Source organism: Exiguobacterium sp. s194 (assembly GCF_018618275.1).
GTDB classification, from domain to species: Bacteria; Bacillota; Bacilli; order Exiguobacteriales; family Exiguobacteriaceae; genus Exiguobacterium; species Exiguobacterium chiriqhucha.
On record NZ_JACSLT010000004.1, the window covers coordinates 45,775 to 64,852 of the forward strand.

20 protein-coding genes are annotated in these 19,078 nt (G+C 52.3%); 9 read left to right on the top strand and 11 right to left on the bottom strand.

Features of this window, described 5'->3' with window-relative positions; translation table 11 throughout:
• Positions 1–23: 23 nt before the first annotated feature.
• From KNP85_RS05820 to KNP85_RS05830, 3 genes are all read right to left on the bottom strand, one after another.
• Positions 24–947 carry an LCP family glycopolymer transferase gene (locus tag KNP85_RS05820; protein ID WP_021066268.1) on the bottom strand — a complete coding sequence of 308 codons (924 nt, stop codon included), beginning with the start codon at positions 945–947 and terminating at the stop codon, positions 24–26.
• 103 nt (positions 948–1,050) lie between these two features.
• On the bottom strand, positions 1,051–1,896 hold the full coding sequence (locus KNP85_RS05825; protein ID WP_214802083.1) for a YihY/virulence factor BrkB family protein: 846 nt from the start codon (positions 1,894–1,896) through the stop codon (positions 1,051–1,053).
• 72 nt (positions 1,897–1,968) lie between these two features.
• Positions 1,969–2,922 (bottom strand): LCP family glycopolymer transferase, encoded by a 954-nt coding sequence (locus KNP85_RS05830; protein ID WP_214802086.1) that lies wholly within the window; start codon positions 2,920–2,922, stop codon positions 1,969–1,971.
• Positions 2,923–3,357: 435 nt separating this feature from the next.
• Between KNP85_RS05830 and KNP85_RS05835 the strand changes: the two genes are divergently transcribed.
• The 4 genes from KNP85_RS05835 (at position 3,358) to KNP85_RS05850 (ending at position 5,892) form a co-directional block, all read left to right on the top strand.
• A complete protein-coding gene (locus KNP85_RS05835) occupies positions 3,358–3,570 on the top strand; it encodes a hypothetical protein (RefSeq protein WP_131471354.1) in 213 nt (70 codons plus the stop codon).
• Positions 3,571–3,631: 61 nt separating this feature from the next.
• Positions 3,632–4,513, top strand: coding sequence for a phosphogluconate dehydrogenase (NAD(+)-dependent, decarboxylating) (gene gnd, locus KNP85_RS05840; RefSeq protein WP_214802089.1), 882 nt, complete (start codon positions 3,632–3,634; stop codon positions 4,511–4,513).
• A gap of 142 nt (positions 4,514–4,655) precedes the next feature.
• Complete coding sequence (locus KNP85_RS05845) at positions 4,656–5,168, top strand: DUF1643 domain-containing protein (RefSeq protein WP_214802091.1); 513 nt, start codon at positions 4,656–4,658, stop codon at positions 5,166–5,168.
• A gap of 238 nt (positions 5,169–5,406) precedes the next feature.
• The gene (locus tag KNP85_RS05850) at positions 5,407–5,892 is read left to right on the top strand and encodes a hypothetical protein (protein WP_214802094.1); all 486 of its coding nucleotides are present in this window, start codon (positions 5,407–5,409) and stop codon (positions 5,890–5,892) included.
• A gap of 42 nt (positions 5,893–5,934) precedes the next feature.
• Here the strand turns inward: KNP85_RS05850 and KNP85_RS05855 are convergent, their stop codons facing one another.
• A complete protein-coding gene (locus KNP85_RS05855) occupies positions 5,935–6,549 on the bottom strand; it encodes a flavodoxin family protein (protein WP_214802096.1) in 615 nt (204 codons plus the stop codon).
• A 271-nt stretch (positions 6,550–6,820) separates the two neighbouring features.
• On the opposite strand from KNP85_RS05855, the gene KNP85_RS05860 reads away from it, so the two are divergent.
• Positions 6,821–8,020, top strand: a complete 1,200-nt coding sequence (locus KNP85_RS05860; RefSeq protein ID WP_214802098.1) for an MDR family MFS transporter — start codon at positions 6,821–6,823, stop codon at positions 8,018–8,020.
• A 6-nt stretch (positions 8,021–8,026) separates the two neighbouring features.
• Here KNP85_RS05860 and KNP85_RS05865 read toward each other — a convergent pair whose 3' ends face one another.
• The 6 genes from KNP85_RS05865 to KNP85_RS05890 all read right to left on the bottom strand — a co-directional run bounded on the left by KNP85_RS05865 (position 8,027) and on the right by KNP85_RS05890 (position 12,844).
• Positions 8,027–9,619 carry an FMN-binding glutamate synthase family protein gene (locus KNP85_RS05865; RefSeq protein WP_214802102.1) on the bottom strand — a complete coding sequence of 531 codons (1,593 nt, stop codon included), beginning with the start codon at positions 9,617–9,619 and terminating at the stop codon, positions 8,027–8,029.
• Between the two features lie 88 nt (positions 9,620–9,707).
• Complete coding sequence (locus tag KNP85_RS05870) at positions 9,708–10,004, bottom strand: spore coat protein (protein WP_058764647.1); 297 nt, start codon at positions 10,002–10,004, stop codon at positions 9,708–9,710.
• A gap of 13 nt (positions 10,005–10,017) precedes the next feature.
• Positions 10,018–10,218, bottom strand: a complete 201-nt coding sequence (locus tag KNP85_RS05875; protein WP_029594786.1) for a hypothetical protein — start codon at positions 10,216–10,218, stop codon at positions 10,018–10,020.
• A gap of 15 nt (positions 10,219–10,233) precedes the next feature.
• Positions 10,234–10,620 carry a DUF2512 family protein gene (locus KNP85_RS05880; protein WP_214802106.1) on the bottom strand — a complete coding sequence of 129 codons (387 nt, stop codon included), beginning with the start codon at positions 10,618–10,620 and terminating at the stop codon, positions 10,234–10,236.
• A gap of 214 nt (positions 10,621–10,834) precedes the next feature.
• Complete coding sequence (locus tag KNP85_RS05885; protein WP_214802109.1) at positions 10,835–12,355, bottom strand: FAD-dependent oxidoreductase; 1,521 nt, start codon at positions 12,353–12,355, stop codon at positions 10,835–10,837.
• A gap of 93 nt (positions 12,356–12,448) precedes the next feature.
• A complete protein-coding gene (locus tag KNP85_RS05890; protein ID WP_131471360.1) occupies positions 12,449–12,844 on the bottom strand; it encodes a hypothetical protein in 396 nt (131 codons plus the stop codon).
• 202 nt (positions 12,845–13,046) lie between these two features.
• Between KNP85_RS05890 and KNP85_RS05895 the strand changes: the two genes are divergently transcribed.
• Positions 13,047–13,925 (top strand): manganese catalase, encoded by an 879-nt coding sequence (locus tag KNP85_RS05895; protein ID WP_214802111.1) that lies wholly within the window; start codon positions 13,047–13,049, stop codon positions 13,923–13,925.
• Positions 13,926–13,954: 29 nt separating this feature from the next.
• On the opposite strand, the gene KNP85_RS05900 is transcribed toward KNP85_RS05895, so the two are convergent.
• On the bottom strand, positions 13,955–14,803 hold the full coding sequence (locus tag KNP85_RS05900) for a MurR/RpiR family transcriptional regulator (protein WP_214714367.1): 849 nt from the start codon (positions 14,801–14,803) through the stop codon (positions 13,955–13,957).
• A gap of 175 nt (positions 14,804–14,978) precedes the next feature.
• On the opposite strand from KNP85_RS05900, the gene KNP85_RS05905 reads away from it, so the two are divergent.
• From KNP85_RS05905 to KNP85_RS05915, 3 genes are all read left to right on the top strand, one after another.
• Positions 14,979–15,752 carry a hypothetical protein gene (locus KNP85_RS05905; RefSeq protein ID WP_214802114.1) on the top strand — a complete coding sequence of 258 codons (774 nt, stop codon included), beginning with the start codon at positions 14,979–14,981 and terminating at the stop codon, positions 15,750–15,752.
• Positions 15,739–16,332 carry a hypothetical protein gene (locus KNP85_RS05910; protein WP_029594778.1) on the top strand — a complete coding sequence of 198 codons (594 nt, stop codon included), beginning with the start codon at positions 15,739–15,741 and terminating at the stop codon, positions 16,330–16,332. The genes KNP85_RS05905 and KNP85_RS05910 overlap by 14 nt, the downstream gene beginning before the upstream one ends.
• 235 nt (positions 16,333–16,567) lie before the next feature.
• Positions 16,568–18,994 carry a bifunctional diguanylate cyclase/phosphodiesterase gene (locus tag KNP85_RS05915; protein ID WP_285801449.1) on the top strand — a complete coding sequence of 809 codons (2,427 nt, stop codon included), beginning with the start codon at positions 16,568–16,570 and terminating at the stop codon, positions 18,992–18,994.
• Positions 18,995–19,078: the final 84 nt, after the last annotated feature.

The following is a 19,078-nucleotide window of genomic DNA, read 5'->3' on the forward strand; positions in this document are numbered from 1 at the left end:
AAAGCCATCCCATGAGGAATGGCTTAGTTCATCAAGCGCTGCAGCTCAGTTTGGACATCAGCGAGCGAGGCCGCATCCGGGTTCCAGTAATAAATACCGTCTGACTCCAGACCGCCCGACCCTTCGATGCGGAGCGTGCTGGCGTTACGGAACGCCTTCATATAGTCTGTCGACAACGTCACGAGCTCATTGAACTCGATGTTCGTCTTGGCGCGGTTGCCGGCGACGTCGAGCAGTTTCGTCACTTTGTCGACCGAGAAATCGGAACGCCCTTTCTCAACGATGGCCGCAACGACGGCGCGTTGCCGCTCTTGGCGACCGAAGTCACCATTCGGGTCATCATAGCGCATCCGGGCGTATGACAACGCCGAGGCACCGTTCAAATCGACCTGGCCAATCGGGTAGTTGTAGCCGTCCGACGAGAATGCGAAACTGTTCTCTACGGTGATACCTCCGAGCGCGTCGACGACCTCGGTGAACGCCTCCATGTCCGCCTCGACGACGTAATCGATCGGGATATCGAGTAACCCTTCGACTGTGTTCATCGCCATCTCAGCACCACCGAACGCGTAGGCATGGTTGATTTTATCGTTCATACCCTTCCCAACGATCTCCGTCTTCGTATCGCGTGGGATGCTGAGCATCGCCCCTTCGTCCGTCGTCGGATTGAGCGTCATGACGATGATCGAGTCACTCCGTCCCTGCTCCCCGTCACGGCGGTCAATCCCAAGTAACAACACCGACACCGATTCCTTCTGTTCGATCGTCTCGACTTGTTTCCGTTCCGGACTGATTTCGAGATTATCGTTCACTTTCGTCACCGTCTCGTTGACGTCCCGGTACATCGACCAGACGAACAGACCCCCGGCGACGAGGAAAATCGTCAGAACGCCGAGCGTGATCGCCAACACTTTTTTCCATCGTGATTTCTTCTTATGTCTCGCCATGCGTGCACCTGCTTTCAAAATCGTTAGATATGGATATAATTCCCGCTTCACGTGTTGTATTATAGCACGTTGTCAAAAAATGCTAACCATATCTTTTCAATTTTTATGGGAAATGCGTCTTATACCGTGTGCGCCGCATATGGTCGGGCCAAGCCGCGTTGATTTCAGCACCGAGCAACATCGTCGCCGCCGTCAAGTAGAGCCAAATCTGGAGCAAGATGACGATGCCGATCGTCCCGTACGTATCGCCAAACATCGAGAACTGGTCGACGTAGACGCTATAGCCCGTCGACAGCATCTGCCAGGAGATGACGGCGAAGATGGCACCTGGGAGCGTCTCTGTGAATTTGACGTGTTGTTGCGGGGCGATCTTATAGAACATGGAGAACGCGAAGATGAGGATGATCGTCGACAACGTATAGCGCGCTAAAGTCGCCAATCTGTCGAAGTCCTCGAGCATTGGGAACCACGTGTACATGAGCTCGACGAACTCACGGCCAAAGATATGGAACACAATCAAGATGACGGCACCGACGCTGAAGGCGATGAGCGTAAGCAAACCAATCAAGCGACGAACGACGTAGCTCCGGGCCTCCGTCTCCCCGTAGGCGAATACGGTCAGTTTGACGAGACGGGCCGTCCCGTTCGATGCCGACCAGACGGCGATGATGGCCCCGATTGAGACGAGGCCGGCGTTGATGTTGCCGCTGACGTCATAGACAATCGACAGCATGTCGCGCACGCTCGAACCCGGAATGAGAATCTCGATCTGTTCGATCAACAAGGCATCATCGATCCCGAACCACGCCATGACGGCGAACAAGAGGACGAACGTCGGGAAGATGGCGAGAAACCAAAAGAACGCGAGCGTCGCGCTGTAGTCGTTGATATGGTGGTCCTTGAACCGATGGCGGACGTCGATGACGAGGCGGATTAGGCGGTCGAGCACTCGGGTCACTCCTTTTCTTCTTATTATCGCACATATTAAAACGCCTCATCCGAATTTGGATGAGGCGATGCGTCACTGTTCCATCAATTGTCCGAGATACGACTTCACGTCTTCGAGTGAAGCAGCGTCCGGGTTCCAGTAATAGATGCCGTCGCTTTCTTTCCCGCCCGTTCCTTCGAGGCGAAGGACGTCCTGGTTTTTGAAAGCAGCCATATAGTCGCTCGAGAGCGTCCGAATGTCTTTGAACGTCATGTTCGTCTTGGCGTTGTTGCCGAGCACGTCGAGCATGTTGTTGAACTTCGAGATCGAGAAATCATCTTTGCCCTTATTGACGAGCGCCGTGATGACGTCACGTTGGCGCTCTTGGCGACCGAAATCTCCACTCGGGTCGTCGTAGCGCATGCGTGTATACGCGAGCGCTTCTGGACCGTTGAGCGTGAGTGCGCCCGGCTCGAACGTGTGCTCACCTGACGTGAACGCCAAGTTGTTCGTCACGTTGACGCCACCAAGGAGGTCGACCGTGTCTTGGAAGCCTTTCATATCGACTTCAGCCACGTAATCGATCGGGATGTCGAGCAAGTTCTCGACCGTGTCGAGTGCCATCTCGGCTCCACCGAACGCGTAAGCGTGGTTGATCTTATCAGAAGTCTCTTTGCCGACGATCTCCGTCTTCGTGTCACGCGGGATGCTGAGCATCGCGCTTTGATCCGTGTTCGGGTTGAGCGTCATGACGATGATTGAGTCGCTGCGACCTTGCTCGTCGGCACGACGGTCGACGCCGAGGAGAAGGACCGAGATCGGCTTCTTGTCGTTGATCGCTTCCGTCGTCATTCGTTCCGGGCTGAGGCCCGTCGACTCGTTCAAGCGTTCGACGGTCGAATCGACTTGATTATATAGATATGTAGCTACCCCGACTCCGATGAGCAGGAACAACCCTACTACGATTCCCGCGATGAACGCGATGCGTTTAGCGGGCGAACTCTTTCTACGGCGTTTCTTGACTCTCTTTTTCTTTTGCTCTTCCATGACATAACACCTTTCCTCGAACCCTTGAATGAAATAGACCAGGTTTTAGTTTAGCACGCAAAACATTGCGGCTTTTTAAATTATTTGTAAAAAAGGTAAATGATTGCCGAATGATGTCGAAATATTCGTTCGTTTTTAAGTATCGGATTACCCTCATCAAAAGTTTAGGGTTTCGTCGACATTCCTTTGTAAGAGTACCACGCTTCTTTAGAGGTGAAACCGTTATCACATTTCAGTCATACGTATAAGGTCCTGCTTTTGGATTAGGACCTATATGAAATCGTGTCAATATTTAGTCGAATGCGCTGTTTTTTAGGTATGTTTCCTTATATTCAAAAACCTTTATGGGACAAATGGATGATTTTTTGTAATAATTGTATTGTTCGTAATGAAAATGTAAATTTAAATCCATTCATTGGTTGGAGGAATCGGCAGATGCGTTATGTCGTCACGTGCTTTTTAGAAAAAGAAGAGCCTTGTTCGTTCATCGTGTACGGGGGATCAAAACATGAGGCCGCGTTCACGTTCGAGAAGACGTTGAAAGAGGCGAGCCCGCTCAATGACTACGTCGAATTGAGTGACGGCAAGCGAGTAAAGGTTGGTTCGATCCTCGCCTATCGAATCGATGACATCCCGCCCCTCTTTTGAAGTCCATTCATATCGGGTAACCCTTATAAGGAAACCAAATCAACGAATGGGGTGAACCGATATGGAATTAGGGATGATCGGACTTGGGAAGATGGGATTGAACTTGGCGCTCAATTTAACGGACGGCGGGCATCGCGTCCTCGGCTACGACCCGGGCAATGTGGCGACGAGTCAGTTCGAGACGAAACAGTCACTCGAAGAAGTCGTCGACGGGCTCAAAGCGCCACGCGTCATCTGGGTGATGGTACCGGCGGGTGACGTGACCGAGCATGTCTTGAACGACCTACATGCATTGTTGTCTCCGGGGGATATCGTCATCGACGGTGGCAACTCGAACTATAAGGAATCGATGCGACGGGCTGAGCACTTCAAGGACAAGCTCATCTACTTCTTTGACGTCGGGACGAGTGGTGGTATGGAAGGGGCACGACACGGCGCCTGCACGATGATCGGCGGAGATTTGGAGGCGTTCGGCAAAATCGAGGAGTTGTTCCACGACGTGTCGACGGACAACGGCTATTTGTATGCCGGACCGAGTGGCAGTGGCCACTTCTTGAAGATGATCCATAACGGCATCGAGTACGGGATGATGCAGGCCATCGCCGAAGGGTTCGAGATTCTCGAGAAGAGCCCGTTCGAGTACGACCACGAGCAAGTCGCCCGCGTCTGGAACCACGGCTCGGTCGTCCGCTCGTGGCTGATGGAGCTGACCGAGAGCGCGTTCCATAAGGATGCGAAACTCGACGAAATTAAAGGGGTCATGCATGCGTCGGGTGAAGGCAAATGGACGGTCGAGACGGCGCTCGAGTACGGGGTACCGGTACCGGTCATCGCGATGTCGCTCATGATGCGGCAGCGTTCGCTCGAAGAAGACACGTTCTCCGGGAAAGTCGTCGCTGCGTTGCGGAATGAGTTCGGCGGGCATGCGGTGGAGAAAAAGTAAGGATTAACGTCAACCCGAAGCTGGTTGACGTTTTTTATATGTCTAAGTTTGTCAACGTCCACCCATAACCTTTTTTTACGAGGCAGTTTACCTCATAATGGATATAATAAAATAAACTATTTCATTGAAGCGAGGCGATTGGATGTCAAATGCATGGGATTCAAGTTATAAGGTACGCGCAGTGTTAGATGAACAAAAACAATATCGATACCTATTTGAGTGTACGTGGGGTTTAAAAGAGCGTTACGTCACATTCATCATGTTAAATCCGAGTGTTGGAAATCAAGACCGACCTGATCCGACTTTAAAACGCTGTATCAATTTTGCTAAGGATTGGGGATATGACGGCATTAGGGTCGTTAATTTGTTTGCGGGGATTTCCACTAAGCCTCAGAACTTAAGTTCCATGACTGATCCAATCGGTCCAGAAAATGATTACTATATCTCAACATATACAAAGGACTCAGAAATGGTCGTCCTCGCCTGGGGTCAAGCTATCACATCAAACCTTGCCCGTAGCCGTATGGAGGAAACACTATTTTTATTGCGCGACAAACCTCTATACTGTCTTGCTAAAACGAATTGTGGCACTTATCCAAAACATCCTCTGTTTTTAAGAAGAGACTTAACCCCTATCCCTTTTGTTAATCATTGAACATCCGTATTATTATTCTGCAGACCTTACTCATCTTGTTGTCTAAAACCGATTTTTTAAAGTCGGTTTTTTATTGTAGTATTTGTCACTCTTGCTCTTCATCAAAGAAACGTTGGTACCGATGGAAATCGCGTACATTTTTCCCTACAAATGTACTAATTTTTGTAAAACTCTTTTCGTTTCAGCAGACGTATGATGAAGGAGCAGCATATCTTGTGACACAGAAGGAGCCGGCATGATGCGTAAACTTCACGACTATAACGTCTACATCCCGAAAGAGCTGTATGAGCCAGGAGACAGGCCCGTGTTCCGGAGACGGAATCATAACTGGCAGGACATGGAGGCATGCTTTGACAAACTCGTCGCCCAAGCGTTCCATGCGTTCGAGCATGGCGGGTACTTCTTATGTGAGGCGTACGCTCTGGCCCACACCCGTATTCACATGCTCAAGCTGAAACGAACGTGTGAGGATGGCCGCGGCGTCGAGATGCACGTGACTTATTTGCATGAAATGAAAGATATTTACGTCATGTTTTATATTGACGGTGTAGCGACCCGGGCGCGAACGGCCTGGCTGTCGAATGGGATTCTGATTCTCCAGCCGGACTCGTATAAGAATTGGCTCCACTTTGAACCATGCTGGGTCGGGGATCATTTCATCGACGAAATCTCGATTTTATTACTGAAAGAGTTCCGCAAGATCGAGCTCCGATCAAGGTTCTAATGTGAACAGCCCCTAGATGTCTAGGGGCTGTCGCGCTGTCCGTCACTCCATGACGTTGCCTTCCGCCGGGATTGGCGTCTGCTTCAATAGGTTCGCGAAATGGTAGAGGTTGTACGCCATAACACGACCGTTCTTTCTCGTAAAGGCGTTGTCGCGGCCGGCATCGATGTATGAGTCGCCCGGACCGGCCTCACCGACCCAATACGTGTCGACGTTCGGCGGGACGGTGAAGCCGATATGGGATAGCCCGTACAAGATGGACGCACAGGCATGTTTCGCCCCGTCCTCGTTCCCCGTCACGACGACACCGCCGACTTTGTTGTAGTAGATGGCCTGACCTTTGTCGTTCGTTAAGGCGCTTCCTCCGTACAGCCGCTCGATGACTTGCGTGGCGACGCTGCTCTTCTCACCTAGCCAAAGCGGTGTCCCGATGATCAAGATGTCGGCGGCCTTCACTTTCTCGAAAATTTGCGGCCACTCGTCCCCATCCCCTTCATCTTCCGTCACTCCGAAGGCGACGTTGTAATCGACGACACGGACGACCTCCGAGTCGACCCCAAGTTTGTCGAAGTGCGGGATGATATCTTTCATGAGCCCTTCCGTGTGCGAGGTCGTACCCTCGCCTTTCAATGAGCAGTTCAAGAATAAGGCTTTCATCGAATCCCTCCTTAGATGATCAACAGTTAGGTGTTCCCGGTTTAACGAAGGGATATTCGTCATGGTATGTCAAAAACGACCCGTCATCTATGTGATGACGGGTCGTTTTAAGAAGGTTAAACAAACATATGTTCGTTTAATGGTACAGCGCAAACAAGCGCCTATATATTCGCTTTTTCTATTTTTAGCTTAGCAAATCCCGCAACATAAGTCTATTCTTTCTCGGTCCAACTCCCTACAGTAAAGATAGACTCTTGAAAGGAGCACAACGATGGAATCATACCGCTGGGACCTCAATCTGAAGGTTCGCTTGTTCGGTGAAGGGCTGTTCAATCTGTTGTTTTGGATGTACTTCCCGTTCATCACCGTCTATTTCGCCCAAACGCTCGGCGTCGAGCTGGCCGGTCTGCTCATGGCCGTGCCACCGCTGTTTCTTTTGATCGGCAGTTTAATCGGCGGTTCGCTCGCGGACGAAATCGGACGCCGTCCCGTCATGCTCGTCGGGACGTTCGCGCAAGGTGTCTTATTCCTCGCCTTCGCAGTGTCAACAAACGCCTACGTCGATTATGTCACTTATATCGGCATCGGTTTCATGGGCGCGATCTATAAACCAGCCAGCTCGGCCATGGTCGCCGACCTCGTGCCAACCGAACATTTACGCGACGTGTTCGCGACGTTCATGGCGTCGAACAATATCGGCGCCGTGCTCGGTCCGATCCTTGGGGCGGTCCTCTTCTTCGAGCATCGCCAAGCGCTCCTATTAGGCTGTGCCTTCGTCCTGTTCGGATACGGAGTGCTGCTCGCGGCGCTCACCCGTGAGACACGGCCGGGCTCACCTGAGAAGACGGTCGCCAAAACATTCCGCACCCAAGGGCGTTCGTATGCGACGATTTTGCGCAATCCGTTGTTCCGCCTCTATTTGATTGCCGGCGTATTCGCCTTGATCCCCATCATGCAACTCGACGTGTATGTACCAGTCTATTTGATTGAACAGGCCCCGGCCACGTTCGACGTCTCGAACACCGTCCTGTTCGGCTGGCTCGTCGCCTATAACGGGCTCTTGTTCGTCGTCTTCATCATTCCAGTGACCCGCGTGTTTAGGGCGTGGGATGAACGACGCGTCTTCCTGTTGTCGACGTTTCTCGCCGGCTTCGGGACGTTTCTCGTCGCCTTCTCGTCGAACATCTGGTATTTGCTCGTCGTCACGACCGTATTCACGTTCGGCGAGTTGATTCGCTCCCCGGTCAGCCAGAGCTTCGTCAGCCGCTACGCGCCGCCCGAGTCACGTGGCCAATATCTCGCGGCCGATACGCTTCAAAACACGATCGGCAAGTTCCTGGCGCCGGTGACCGTGCTCGCTTCAGGCTTCGTCTCCTCGCTCTCCGTCTTCACACTCATCTTGCTGTCGGCGCTCATCGGGATGGGACTGTATGCTAAACTGTTCCACCAACTCACACAACAAGACGGATGACCGCGGTCATCCGTCTTTCGCTTGTCCATTGAATAGTTCCTCGCCCCGCTTCACCCGACCGTCCGGATACTTATACGCGACATGCTCGAGCGACAGCTTCGTCGGGGTGTCGAGACCGGCCGCGGCCGTCATGTTGTAGAGCCCTTCCCGGAGCGAGATGATATAGTTCGTCACGCGGTAGCTCTTCTCGTCGACGACGAGGGCGTGCTGTAGCTTCGGGTCGGTCGTCGCGACGCCGACCGGGCATCGGTTCGTATGGCACACTTGCGCCTGGATACAGCCGACGTTGAACATGAGCCCGCGGGCGATATTGACGCAGTCGGCCCCGAGCGCGAGGGCGACGGCGATTTTATCGGCCGTGACGAGCTTGCCGGAGGCGAACAAGGTAATACGGTCCCGGAGTCCGTATTCGACGAGCAAGCGATGCACATACGGGAGCGCCGCCTTCAACGGCAGTCCGACCGTATCGGCAAGCTCTTGGTACGTCGCTCCGGTCCCACCTTCTCCGCCATCGACCGTGATGAAATCGGGATGCTGTCCGGAAGAAGCCATCTCTTGAACGAGCGCCTCGACGTCTGCGAAGCGTCCGATGACGAGCTTGATGCCGACGGGTTTGCCGCCGATGTCTCGCAGCCGTTCGATGAAGCTGAGCAGTTCTCGGTCCGTCTTGAACTCAGAGAACCGGTTCGGGCTGTCGATTGTGACGCCAACTTTGACGTTCCGGATACGAGCAATCTCTTCGGTCACTTTCACGCCATCGATATGGCCACCCCTCGTCTTCGCACCTTGGGCGAGCTTCAACTCAAAGGCACGCACTTGCGGAATCTCACTCTTCGCTTTGAACGCTGCGTCCGAGAACGAACCGTCCTCGGTCCGGACGCCGAACAGCGCCGGTCCGATTTGACAGATGAGGTCGACCCCGCCTTTTAAATGATGGTCCGACAGTCCACCCTCGCCGGTATTCATCCACGTCCCTTTGGCCCGACCGAGTCCAATCGACAGCGCCGTGATGGCGTTCTCGCCGAGCGAACCAAAACTCATCGCCGACTGACCGACGAGACCGCGGACATGGAACGGCTCCCGACACATCTGTTTCCCGATGACGATGCTGTCCTCTTCTGTCAATAAGTACGGTCCGACGTCGCGTTCGACAATCCGCTCTTTCCGCGTGAACAGGTTGTCCTCCTCGACTTGATAGAGATGCGTCGTCACGGTCTCGCTGTTATCGATGCGGAGCTCGTTCCGGTTCGTCGGATAGAGCACGTTCTGCAGATAGAACCCGCCCCGCTCGAAGTCTCGCTCCGAGCCGAACCCGATGATGCGCGACTTATATTTCCCGGAAATAACGGCCGCCTCATAGTCGTTCCGCGAGAACGGTTTCGCCTCGTTGTCGTTCAAGAACAAGTATTGGCGCATCTCGGGCCCGACCTTCTCCAAGATGTAGCGTACCTTGCCGAGAATCGGGAAGTTGCGGAGGACGGAGTGCTCACGCTGATGGCGGTCCTTGCGCCATAAATAGAAGACGAACAGGAACGGGGCGGCAATCATCGACACCATCAGGACGAGCACGATGGCGAGCATCGTCGTATTTACAGACATGGGTGTCTCCTCCCTCACGTATAGTCCTTATCCGATACCACGGGCCACCATTTCTGAAACGAAAAAAGACCGACGTTTCCGTCGGCCATCACTTCTTGATCAATTTGCTCGCTTTGTCGACTTTTTCTTTGTCGTGCTTCAACTGCTTTTCGATATCGTACGCCATATACATGTCGTTTTTAATCATATAGTCGGCAATCTCGGCATGGTCTTCAATCGCTTGATTCAATTGCTGGATGAGCACTTTCCGTACTTCTGGTGACGCCGTCTCGGTCACAGCCACCGCATAGGCCCGAACGGCCGACTTCGCCGTGATGAGTAAATCGGTCGCAATCAATTCGTCTCGTTGCTTACTGGCACGTTTCAAGTTTTCGGTGATTCCCATATGTGTCTCCTCCTTACGCTTTATTCGGCAACAATTGTTTCAGTTCACTGATTGCTTGTTCGGTGTTCTTCAAATGCTTCCGGGCGATCTTCTGCAGCTTCTCGTCCTTGATGAGCGGTTCGCTCACATACCCTTTGACGAGCCCTGCTTGTTTCAAGGTCAACATCTCATGAATCTCTAGCACCTCATGAATCGCGAGTTTGTTTTTAGCCATCTTCCTTCCTCCTTTTCATCGTGTCGAATGGACATGCGCTTCTTCTCGTTTATGCTTGAGCAACCATCCGTGGAAGACAAACTCGACGACGGCGGTCACAAGAGCCGTGTAAAGCGCGAGCAAGACGAAACTCGTCTCCGTGCCGATATCGAAATCTAAAATCCACAGGAAGAACCACGTCAAGAAGAAAACGAGACCAAAGTCGGCCAAAGTCGCAATCATATTTCCGAACTTCCGCAACACGAACATATCGCCCACCCCATAAGCGATCAGTCCGACCGCAATCGAAATCCAAGCGGCGTGGTACCATGGGACATCAAACCCGAGCGTCAAGACCGCGATAAACACGACAAGCAACGCCCCTAGTTTGAGACTCAGTGCCTTTCCATGATTCACTTGCATCGACGTTCACCCTTTCCCCGTGATGGCGTTCGTACATGGACCATGTTTCCATTCGTCCTCCCGTTCAAACAAAAAATTTAGCGATCATTATCGGACGAACATGATGAGAGTCAAACCATCACAATGGAAAGGTGGACTGTTAAATGCTGGACCTCAAGTCGGCTTCGGTAATGACTTGATCTCATGATTTTCTAGAAATATTTACAAATTGATTTCATGCCTTGTCCGGAAGGGATTTGACGGCCGGTCCTTCAATGACTTCCCCGTTCGGTTTGAAACGCGAGCCATGACACGGACAGTCCCACGAGCGCTCGGCTTGGTTCCAATTGACCGTACAGCCCATGTGCGTACAGGCCGACCCGACCATCGAGACGTGTCCCTCGGGATCCCGATAGGCAGCGACGTGTTCGCCATTATGTTTGACGATGGCACCTTCATCGAGACCGAGCTCATCCACTCGTTTGTCCGTCGGCTTCAATTTTCCTTTGACGAGTTCTTTGGCCACATCGGCATTCGTCTTGATGAATCGGGCCGCGTCCGCAAGCTTCCATTTCGAACGTGTCGGATCATACAGCTCCTCATAGCGGTTCGGTTGATTCGTGACCAAGTCGGCAATGAGTCGGGCCGCCACGATCCCTTGGCTCATCCCCCATTTCGAGAATCCGGCCGCGACAAAGACGTGCGGCGTATCGTTCGTCATTCGGCCGATGTACGGCACTTTGTCGAGCGTAATCAAATCTTGGGCCGACCAATGGTGGCTGAACGTCTCGGCACCGAAATGGCGGGTCCCGAACTCACCGAGCTTCTCGTAACAGGCGAGCGTCTCTTCCTTATGACCCGTCAAATGGTTCTCGCCCCCGAACATGGCCATCTTTTTGCCATTGTCGAGTTTGACGTGCCGCAGTGAACGGCTTGGTTTATCGACGCTGATGAACATGCCTTCCGGGAACGTCTCGACCTCGGCCGAGACGACGTACGAGCGCTCGACTTCCATCTTCGCAAAATAGAGACCTTTGAAGTCGTTGAGCGGGAAATGGGTCGCGACGACGACATCTTGCGCCTCGATCGAGTGACCTGTGATCGTCTCGAGTCGATGTGGCGTCCCGTACTCGATTCCCGTCACCCGCGTCATCTCATAGAGCGTCCCGCCAAGTTCGAGGAAGCGGTCCATCAACCCTTGTAAGTATTTGACCGGATGGAATTGAAGCTGGTCGCGCATGACGGTCGCCTTCTTGACGTCGTATGGCAAGAGACCGTTCACTTCGTCCGTGGCGTCACCACCGTCGATTCCGAGTTTTTCATATGCCTCTTCTTCTTTCTCGAGCAGTTTCGCCGAGCTCGAGGACGAGTGGGCGTACATATAGGCGTGCTGGCGCTCGAGGTCACAGTCAATATTGAGCGTGTCGACTTGCTCCTCGAGGAAACGGAGCGCGTCCATATTGGCCTCATAATAGAGCCGCGCTTTGTCCTCCCCGAGCGATTTGACCAGTTCGGTATAGACGACGCCATGTTGGGCCGAGACTTTAGCCGTCGTATAACCGGTCGTACCGGTCGCGAAACGTGCCGCTTCCACTAAAACGACCTGCTTCCCACGTTCGACCAACTGCAAGGCGGCGAGTACGCCGACGATGCCGGCCCCGACTACGACGACCTCGGTGTTGATGTCTTCGTTGAGCGGGTTGACCGTCTTCACGACGACATCGCGCCAATACGATTTCGGAAAATCTTGTAACATACGTGTCCCTCCTTCAGGAAAATCCAACGGTTTCGAATGCATGGATGAATTACCCTTCATTTGGGAACGAGAAACAAAAAAAAGAGACCTGCTTCAGGTCTCTTGGTCGCTCGGGATGACCACCTCATCGAATTGTTGATCGCGACAGAGCGTGATCGCCTGCATCGCGAGCTGGTAATCTGGTTCAGGTAACGTAATCAGCTCGGTCGGGAGCACCCATTCTTTGTTGTTATACAAATGGATGACGAGTTTGACGAGGATGAAATCCTGCTTCTCGAACGTGTTATCGTCGATGATGGTTGCCGTGCTGATTTTCCCTTGCTCAAGGTCCATGTACGGCAACAGAAGATTCCGAACTCGCTCATTCCCGGCGATCACGTATAGGGCGGAGAAATACTCTTTCTTGACGTCACCGGGATTACTGAGGCGCTGGGCCAACTGTTTGAACACGTCGTAGTGTTCGGTCGTCAAGAATTCAAGGTTGTTCATAGCTGTCGTTCCTCTCTGTATAGACGAAAATCAATCTGTTACTACTAATTCCACGATTTAATCAATTGTAACCCTCAGACGATACCCATACCCCTACTTGTATATGTAAATTTTTTTCAAATTCCAGGTTTTTATACATATTGATAGTGGAACTATACCTTTGTCGTGCATTTACCAGTTGTTCAAACAAAGGAGGAGTTCTATGTTTCGCCATCAGAAGGAATTACAGTTCGAAGTAAACGTCGACCGTCCGGATCCGCAGCTCGCCCGTCAAATCCAAGAAGTGCTCGGTGGTCAATTCGGGGAAATGACTGTCATGATGCAGTACTTGTTCCAAGGCTTCAACTGTCGCGGGGAAGAGAAGTATAAGGACATGCTTATGGACATCGGGACCGAGGAAATCGGCCACGTCGAGATGCTCTGTGCCCTCATCTCGCAACTGCTCGACGGGGCGTCACCGGACGACCAGGCCGAGGCGGCCAAAGACCCGGCGACGGCAGCCATCCTTGGCGGGATGAACCCCCAGCATTTGATTGTCAGCGGGCTCGGCGGACTGCCGACGAACTCGAACGGGGTGCCGTGGAACGGGTCGTATATCGTCGCGAGTGGGAACTTGCTCGCCGACATGCGCTCGAACTTGCATGCCGAGACGCAAGGACGACTCCAAGTCGCCCGTCTCTATCATATGACGAAAGATGAAGGGGTCCGGAAAGTATTCCGCAAGATGCTCGCCCGTGACCGCTATCACCAATATCAATGGATGGCAGCCATCGATGAGCTTGAGCAGAAGAACGGCGTCATCGTACCAGCAACCTTCTCTGCCAAGGATGAGCTAGAGGCTGAGCCACACGGTCTCGAGTTTTGGGACTTGTCGGAAGGCACTGAGTCGAGCCAAGGCAAATGGGCGACGGGCAGCGCGCCGGATGGTGCCGGCGACTTCGTCTATTTGAGCGACCCGGCCCCGCAAGGCCAGAAGCCGGTCATGGAAATTCCGGACAAATCGCTCTATCACGATTTAGATGCCCCGGGTGGTGTAGAGAAAGTCGTCAAGAAAGTCGCCGATCAAATCAAACGGAAATAAGAAAAAGGCTGGCTCGTGGGTCAGCCTTTTCATATGCGTCGAAGCGAGATGGCTTCGCGCATCTTCTGGAGCGATTCTCTGCCCTCTTCCCCGCGCCGCATCATGACGACAGTGAACAAAGCGTCAATCAGGCTGAGCTCGGCGATTCGCGAGGCGAGCGCCTCGGAACGGAACTCTGTCTCTTGCGATACGGTATAAAGGGCGACGTCACAGAGTTTTGAGAGCGGTGACTTCGCATAGTTCGTGATGGCGATCGTCGGGACGCCACGCTCGTTCAACACTTTCGCCACGTCGAGGGTGTCTTTCGAGGCGCCCGAGTGCGAGATGAGGACGGCGACGTCGTCGGTCGTCAGCTGTGACGCCGACATGAGCTGCATATGCGACTCCAAATTCGCCGTGACGAATAATCCGCTCCGGACGAACTTATGATACGCGTCGAGCGCGATGACGGCCGAGCCCCCGCTCCCGAAGAATTCGATGCGGCGGGCCGACAACAGTAGCGCCACCGACTTATCGAGTGAGGCCCCATCCAAGATTTGTCGTGTCGCCTCGAGTGTCTTCACGTTCGACGTGAAGATCTTCTCCGCAATCTCAAGTGGTGTGTCTTCTTGCGAGATGTCCTCATGAATGTCTTGGAGCGGTGCGACGACGTCGGTGGCAAGCGCGATTTTCAGCGCCTGATAGCCTTTAAAACCAACGCGCTGACAGAAACGGAACACGGTCGACTCGGCGACGTCGAGGTCGTCGGCGACTTGATTGATCGTATGGTGAATGATGCGTTCAGGCTGCTTCAAGATATAGTCGGCGATGCGTTGCTCTTTCTTGCCGAGTGTCGTATAGGCACCACGGATGCGGGCCAGGCCGTTCATCGATTCCATATGTCTCACCCTTTTTCTTTTTACGATACCGTTTCGAAAAAAATTCCGCAATCAAAGACTGACCTTCAATTTTATTTTCAACGAAGTGTTGATGTTGATTTGAAAAGGAAAAAAATTACTTCTAACGAATAACTGTATGTATTCTTACATAATTCAATAATCAGGAGGTCGGTTTGTGTTAGCTGAGATTAAAGGAAAAGTCAGTCGTACCGGTTCAAACTTATCAGAACGCTTAGAAGACAATTTAACAGGCAATGTCTTCGGTGCTCTACGCTATCTTCCCTTTTCAGACGGACTTGGAAAAGTATTAGCGAATTCAGTTCAATCATCGAATGTCGAATCAATCATCAAAGGAGTCACTGACGACTTTTGGGCAAATAAGATTGAATTTTGGCCATATGACCAAGAAGGTGAGCTAGATGCTCTACTCGCTTTTGATGACACCATTATCGGAATTGAGGTGAAATTTATTAGCGGCCTCTCTTCAGTGGATGATGCTGACGATGGCTCGTATACATTAAGTAAACACCAACTCGCAAGGGAATCTCGGATTGTTGCACGTAAAGGCACTAACAAGGAGAAGGTGCTTCTCTTCATTGCGGATCGACAAATGTGTAAGGCTGTAAAAGATGATATTGGAGATTCCAAAGAGTCCAATAGAAAGTTAATTGAAAACGGCGTCGAATTAGGGTTCATTTCTTGGCAAGATTTTTTTCATGAATTAAAACAATTAAATGGATTAGATCAGTTTCAACAGATTATCATCCAAGATTTAATCGAGTTGTTGACGAGAAAAGGGTTTGAGGACTTTATCAATATGGACATCAACGGAGCACCATTCATCCATACAGACCAATTATTCAACTTCAACATTTCAACCAATAAAGTAACAATCGATTTTATAAACGATACCCCAATCAACAAGGAGCTATATTATGAATTCAACTGAGAACGTGAGAAACGCCTTCCATGTCGTCTATAACACATACGAGAACATCCATAAGTTAATGGACTACACGAAAACCATCGCCCCGGAGAAAAGTCATTACGTCAGTGTCGTCGATAAGTTTCTACGCTACAAATCAGACAATGATTTTGCTGGTTGGTTCATCGGTGATTTCATTCTTATCTTTCAAAACAAAGACCACAATGAGTTCGAAAATGAATGGCGGGACGGACCGTTATATGTCATGGAGATTGAGTTGTATGATGAGGAATTAGAGTTGAAAGAAAGTCAGCTTCCTTGTATTCGATTGTCCAAATTTGTATATGACAATGAAACGATGCAGGGCTGGGGGAAAGGGTGCTCTCCGTCAAACCATTGGAGATTCTATTATCCATTACGCAATGCTGATTTGATGAACATTGAGTTGGACAATGGTTATTCTCGTATCACTCCCATTAATCAAGAAAGTAGCGATCGTCATTACTGGGGCGTGCAACATATCGTCAGTAAACAAATCCCTTTGATGGATGTCACGGCTGACAATGTCGTGGACAAAATATTCAAGACGTTCGATTCCCTTTAACCCCCCAGTTTTTCATATGTTTGACCGTCCCTCTCAATCATGAAGCGGGACGGTTTTTCGTTTATATGATTTCAATGTCTGCTGATAATAGGTTTATCCTTCTAATGTGCCAAACTATTGACCCACCGTGGAAAATATTCCCTTCACGTCAAGACAAATATGCTACGCTAGGAAAGCTCATTTTTGAGAAGCTGTCCGTTTTCGTCCATTTGTCCCGATATTATTAAAGAAAGGTTTGGTCCCCATCGAACACCATCTCCATAGTACATACAGTCTTCCCCTCGTCTTGTTATCCATCGCCGTCGCCGTCTTCTCGGCATTCGTCTCGCTCGATATTAGCAGCCGGCTCAAGTATGCCGAACGGGTGTCGCGCATCCGTTGGGTGAGCGCCGGTGCCCTCAGTCTCGGGCTCGGCATTTGGGCGATGCATTTCATCGGCATGTTGGCATTCCATTTAGAGGCCGACGTATCCTACCATATCGGTATCGTCATCGCCTCGATCATTCCAGCCATCGTCTCATCCGGGTTCGCCTTCTATATCGTCAGCCGGCAAACCGCACGACCACGTGACCTCGTCATCAGCGCCGTATTCATCAGCATCGGGATCGTCTCGATGCATTACGTCGGCATGGAAGCGATGCAGATGAACGCCGTGTTGACGTACGACCCGGTCATGTGGCTGTTATCGGCCGTCGTCGCGTTCGTCGCCTCGCTCGTCGGGCTGTATCTCTTGTTCTCGCTCCCAGACGTGTCGCGTTTCCATTGGCGCAAGCTCGTCTGTTCGCTGTTGATCGGGCTCGCCGTATCCGGGATGCACTATATCGGCATGGGCGCGGCCGAATTCACCCCGTTCGCGACGCCTCAAGCATTGACCGGCTTCTCGATGGACAGCACGCTCCTCGCCTTTTGGATCGGCGGCAGTGTCACCACGCTGTTCGTGCTCATGCTGATCTCGCTTCGCAATGAGAAGCAACTCGAGCGTCAGTCCATCGAACTCGAAACGAAGTTCCAGTCCGTCATCGAGTCGGCGAACGATGCCATCATCGTCGCGGATGCCGAACGTCGCATCGTGCAATGGAACCACGGGGCCGAGCGCCTATTCGGATATGCTGCAAGCGAGGTGCTCGGGGAATCGATCACGCTCATCATGCCCGAGCGCTTTAAAGTCGCACACGAACAAGGCATGAAACGCTATCGCGAGACGCGCGAAGCAAACGTCATCGGCCGTACGGTCGAGCTCGTCGGCTTGCGAAAAGACGGGACCGAGTTCCCGTTCGAGATGTCACTCGGCACGTGGGAGACGGAGGCGGGTCTCTTCTTCAGCAGCATCATCCGAGATATTAGTGAACGGAAGCAAATCGAAGAACAAATTAACGACCTCGTCTATTTGGACACGCTGACCGGCCTACCGAACCGCCGCCTGTTCAACGACCGGCTCGACGCCTTGCTTTCCCAAGGCAGCGAGTCGACATTCTCGTTGTTCTATATCGACCTCGACAACTTCAAGGTCATCAACGACCGATTCGGCCACTCATCAGGCGACGTCTTCTTGCGCCAAGTGACGGACCGGCTGTTGACGACGATTACTAAGAGCGACACGCTCGCCCGTCTCGGAGGGGACGAGTTCGTCATCCTGTCACCGAACACCGGCAGCAACTTAGCCGCCCACCGCGCCCAACAGATTACGAACGCGTTGAACCAACCGTTCTTGCTCGAAAGTGAGGACGTGTTCACGAGCCTATCGATTGGCATCAGCCTCTATCCGTCCGACGGGCGGACGGCCGATGACTTGTTGAAGAACGCCGACATCGCCATGTATCGGGCGAAAGAGGACGGCAAGAACGGCTTCCAGTTCTTCACGAAAGACATGAACGAGTCTGTCGCGCGCAAGTCACAGCTCGCGATGGCGCTCCGGAAAGGCATCGGCCGCGGCGAGTTCTCGATTCATTATCAGCCGCAAGTGCATCTCGAGACCGAGGTGCTCATCGGTGTCGAGGCGCTCGTGCGTTGGACCCACCCCGAGCTCGGTATGATCTCCCCGGCCGAGTTCATCCCGATCGCCGAGGAGACCGGCAGCATCCATCGTCTCGGCGAGTACGTCTTGAATGAGGCGTGCCGGCAGAACAAGGCGTGGCAGGATGCGGGCGTCGAACCGTTCCGCGTCGCCGTCAACATCTCGGCGCTCCAGTTCGCGCAGAAAGATTTGCCGGATATCGTCAGCCAGGCGCTCGAGGCGTCCGGACTCGCACCGGAATATCTCGAGCTCGAGTTGACCGAGACCGTCATCCAGAGCGCACAAAGTGCCATCGAGACGATGGAGGAACTCGTCGCCCTCGGCGTCCACTTGTCGATCGACGACTTTGGCACCGGCTACTCGTCTCTCAGCTATTTGAAGCTGTTCCCGATCGACACGCTGAAAATCGACCAACACTTCACGAAAAACATCGAGACGGATTCGAAGGACGCCGCCCTCGTCAAGACGATCATCCGGATGGCGCACGAGCTCGGGCTGAACGTCATCGCCGAAGGTGTCGAGACGAAAGCCCAAGTCGCCTTCCTCAAGGCCGAGGATTGTAACCAGGCGCAAGGCTACTATTACAACAAGCCGATGCCGGCCGAAGAGCTCGACTCGTTCCTGTATCCGTATAAGAAAAGTGTCTGACCCTCGTCCCGCCTACTCGTTAGGTCGGGACATTTTTGTGATGTTTTCGAAAAAAATTCCGCAATCTCTATTGAAAATCGAATT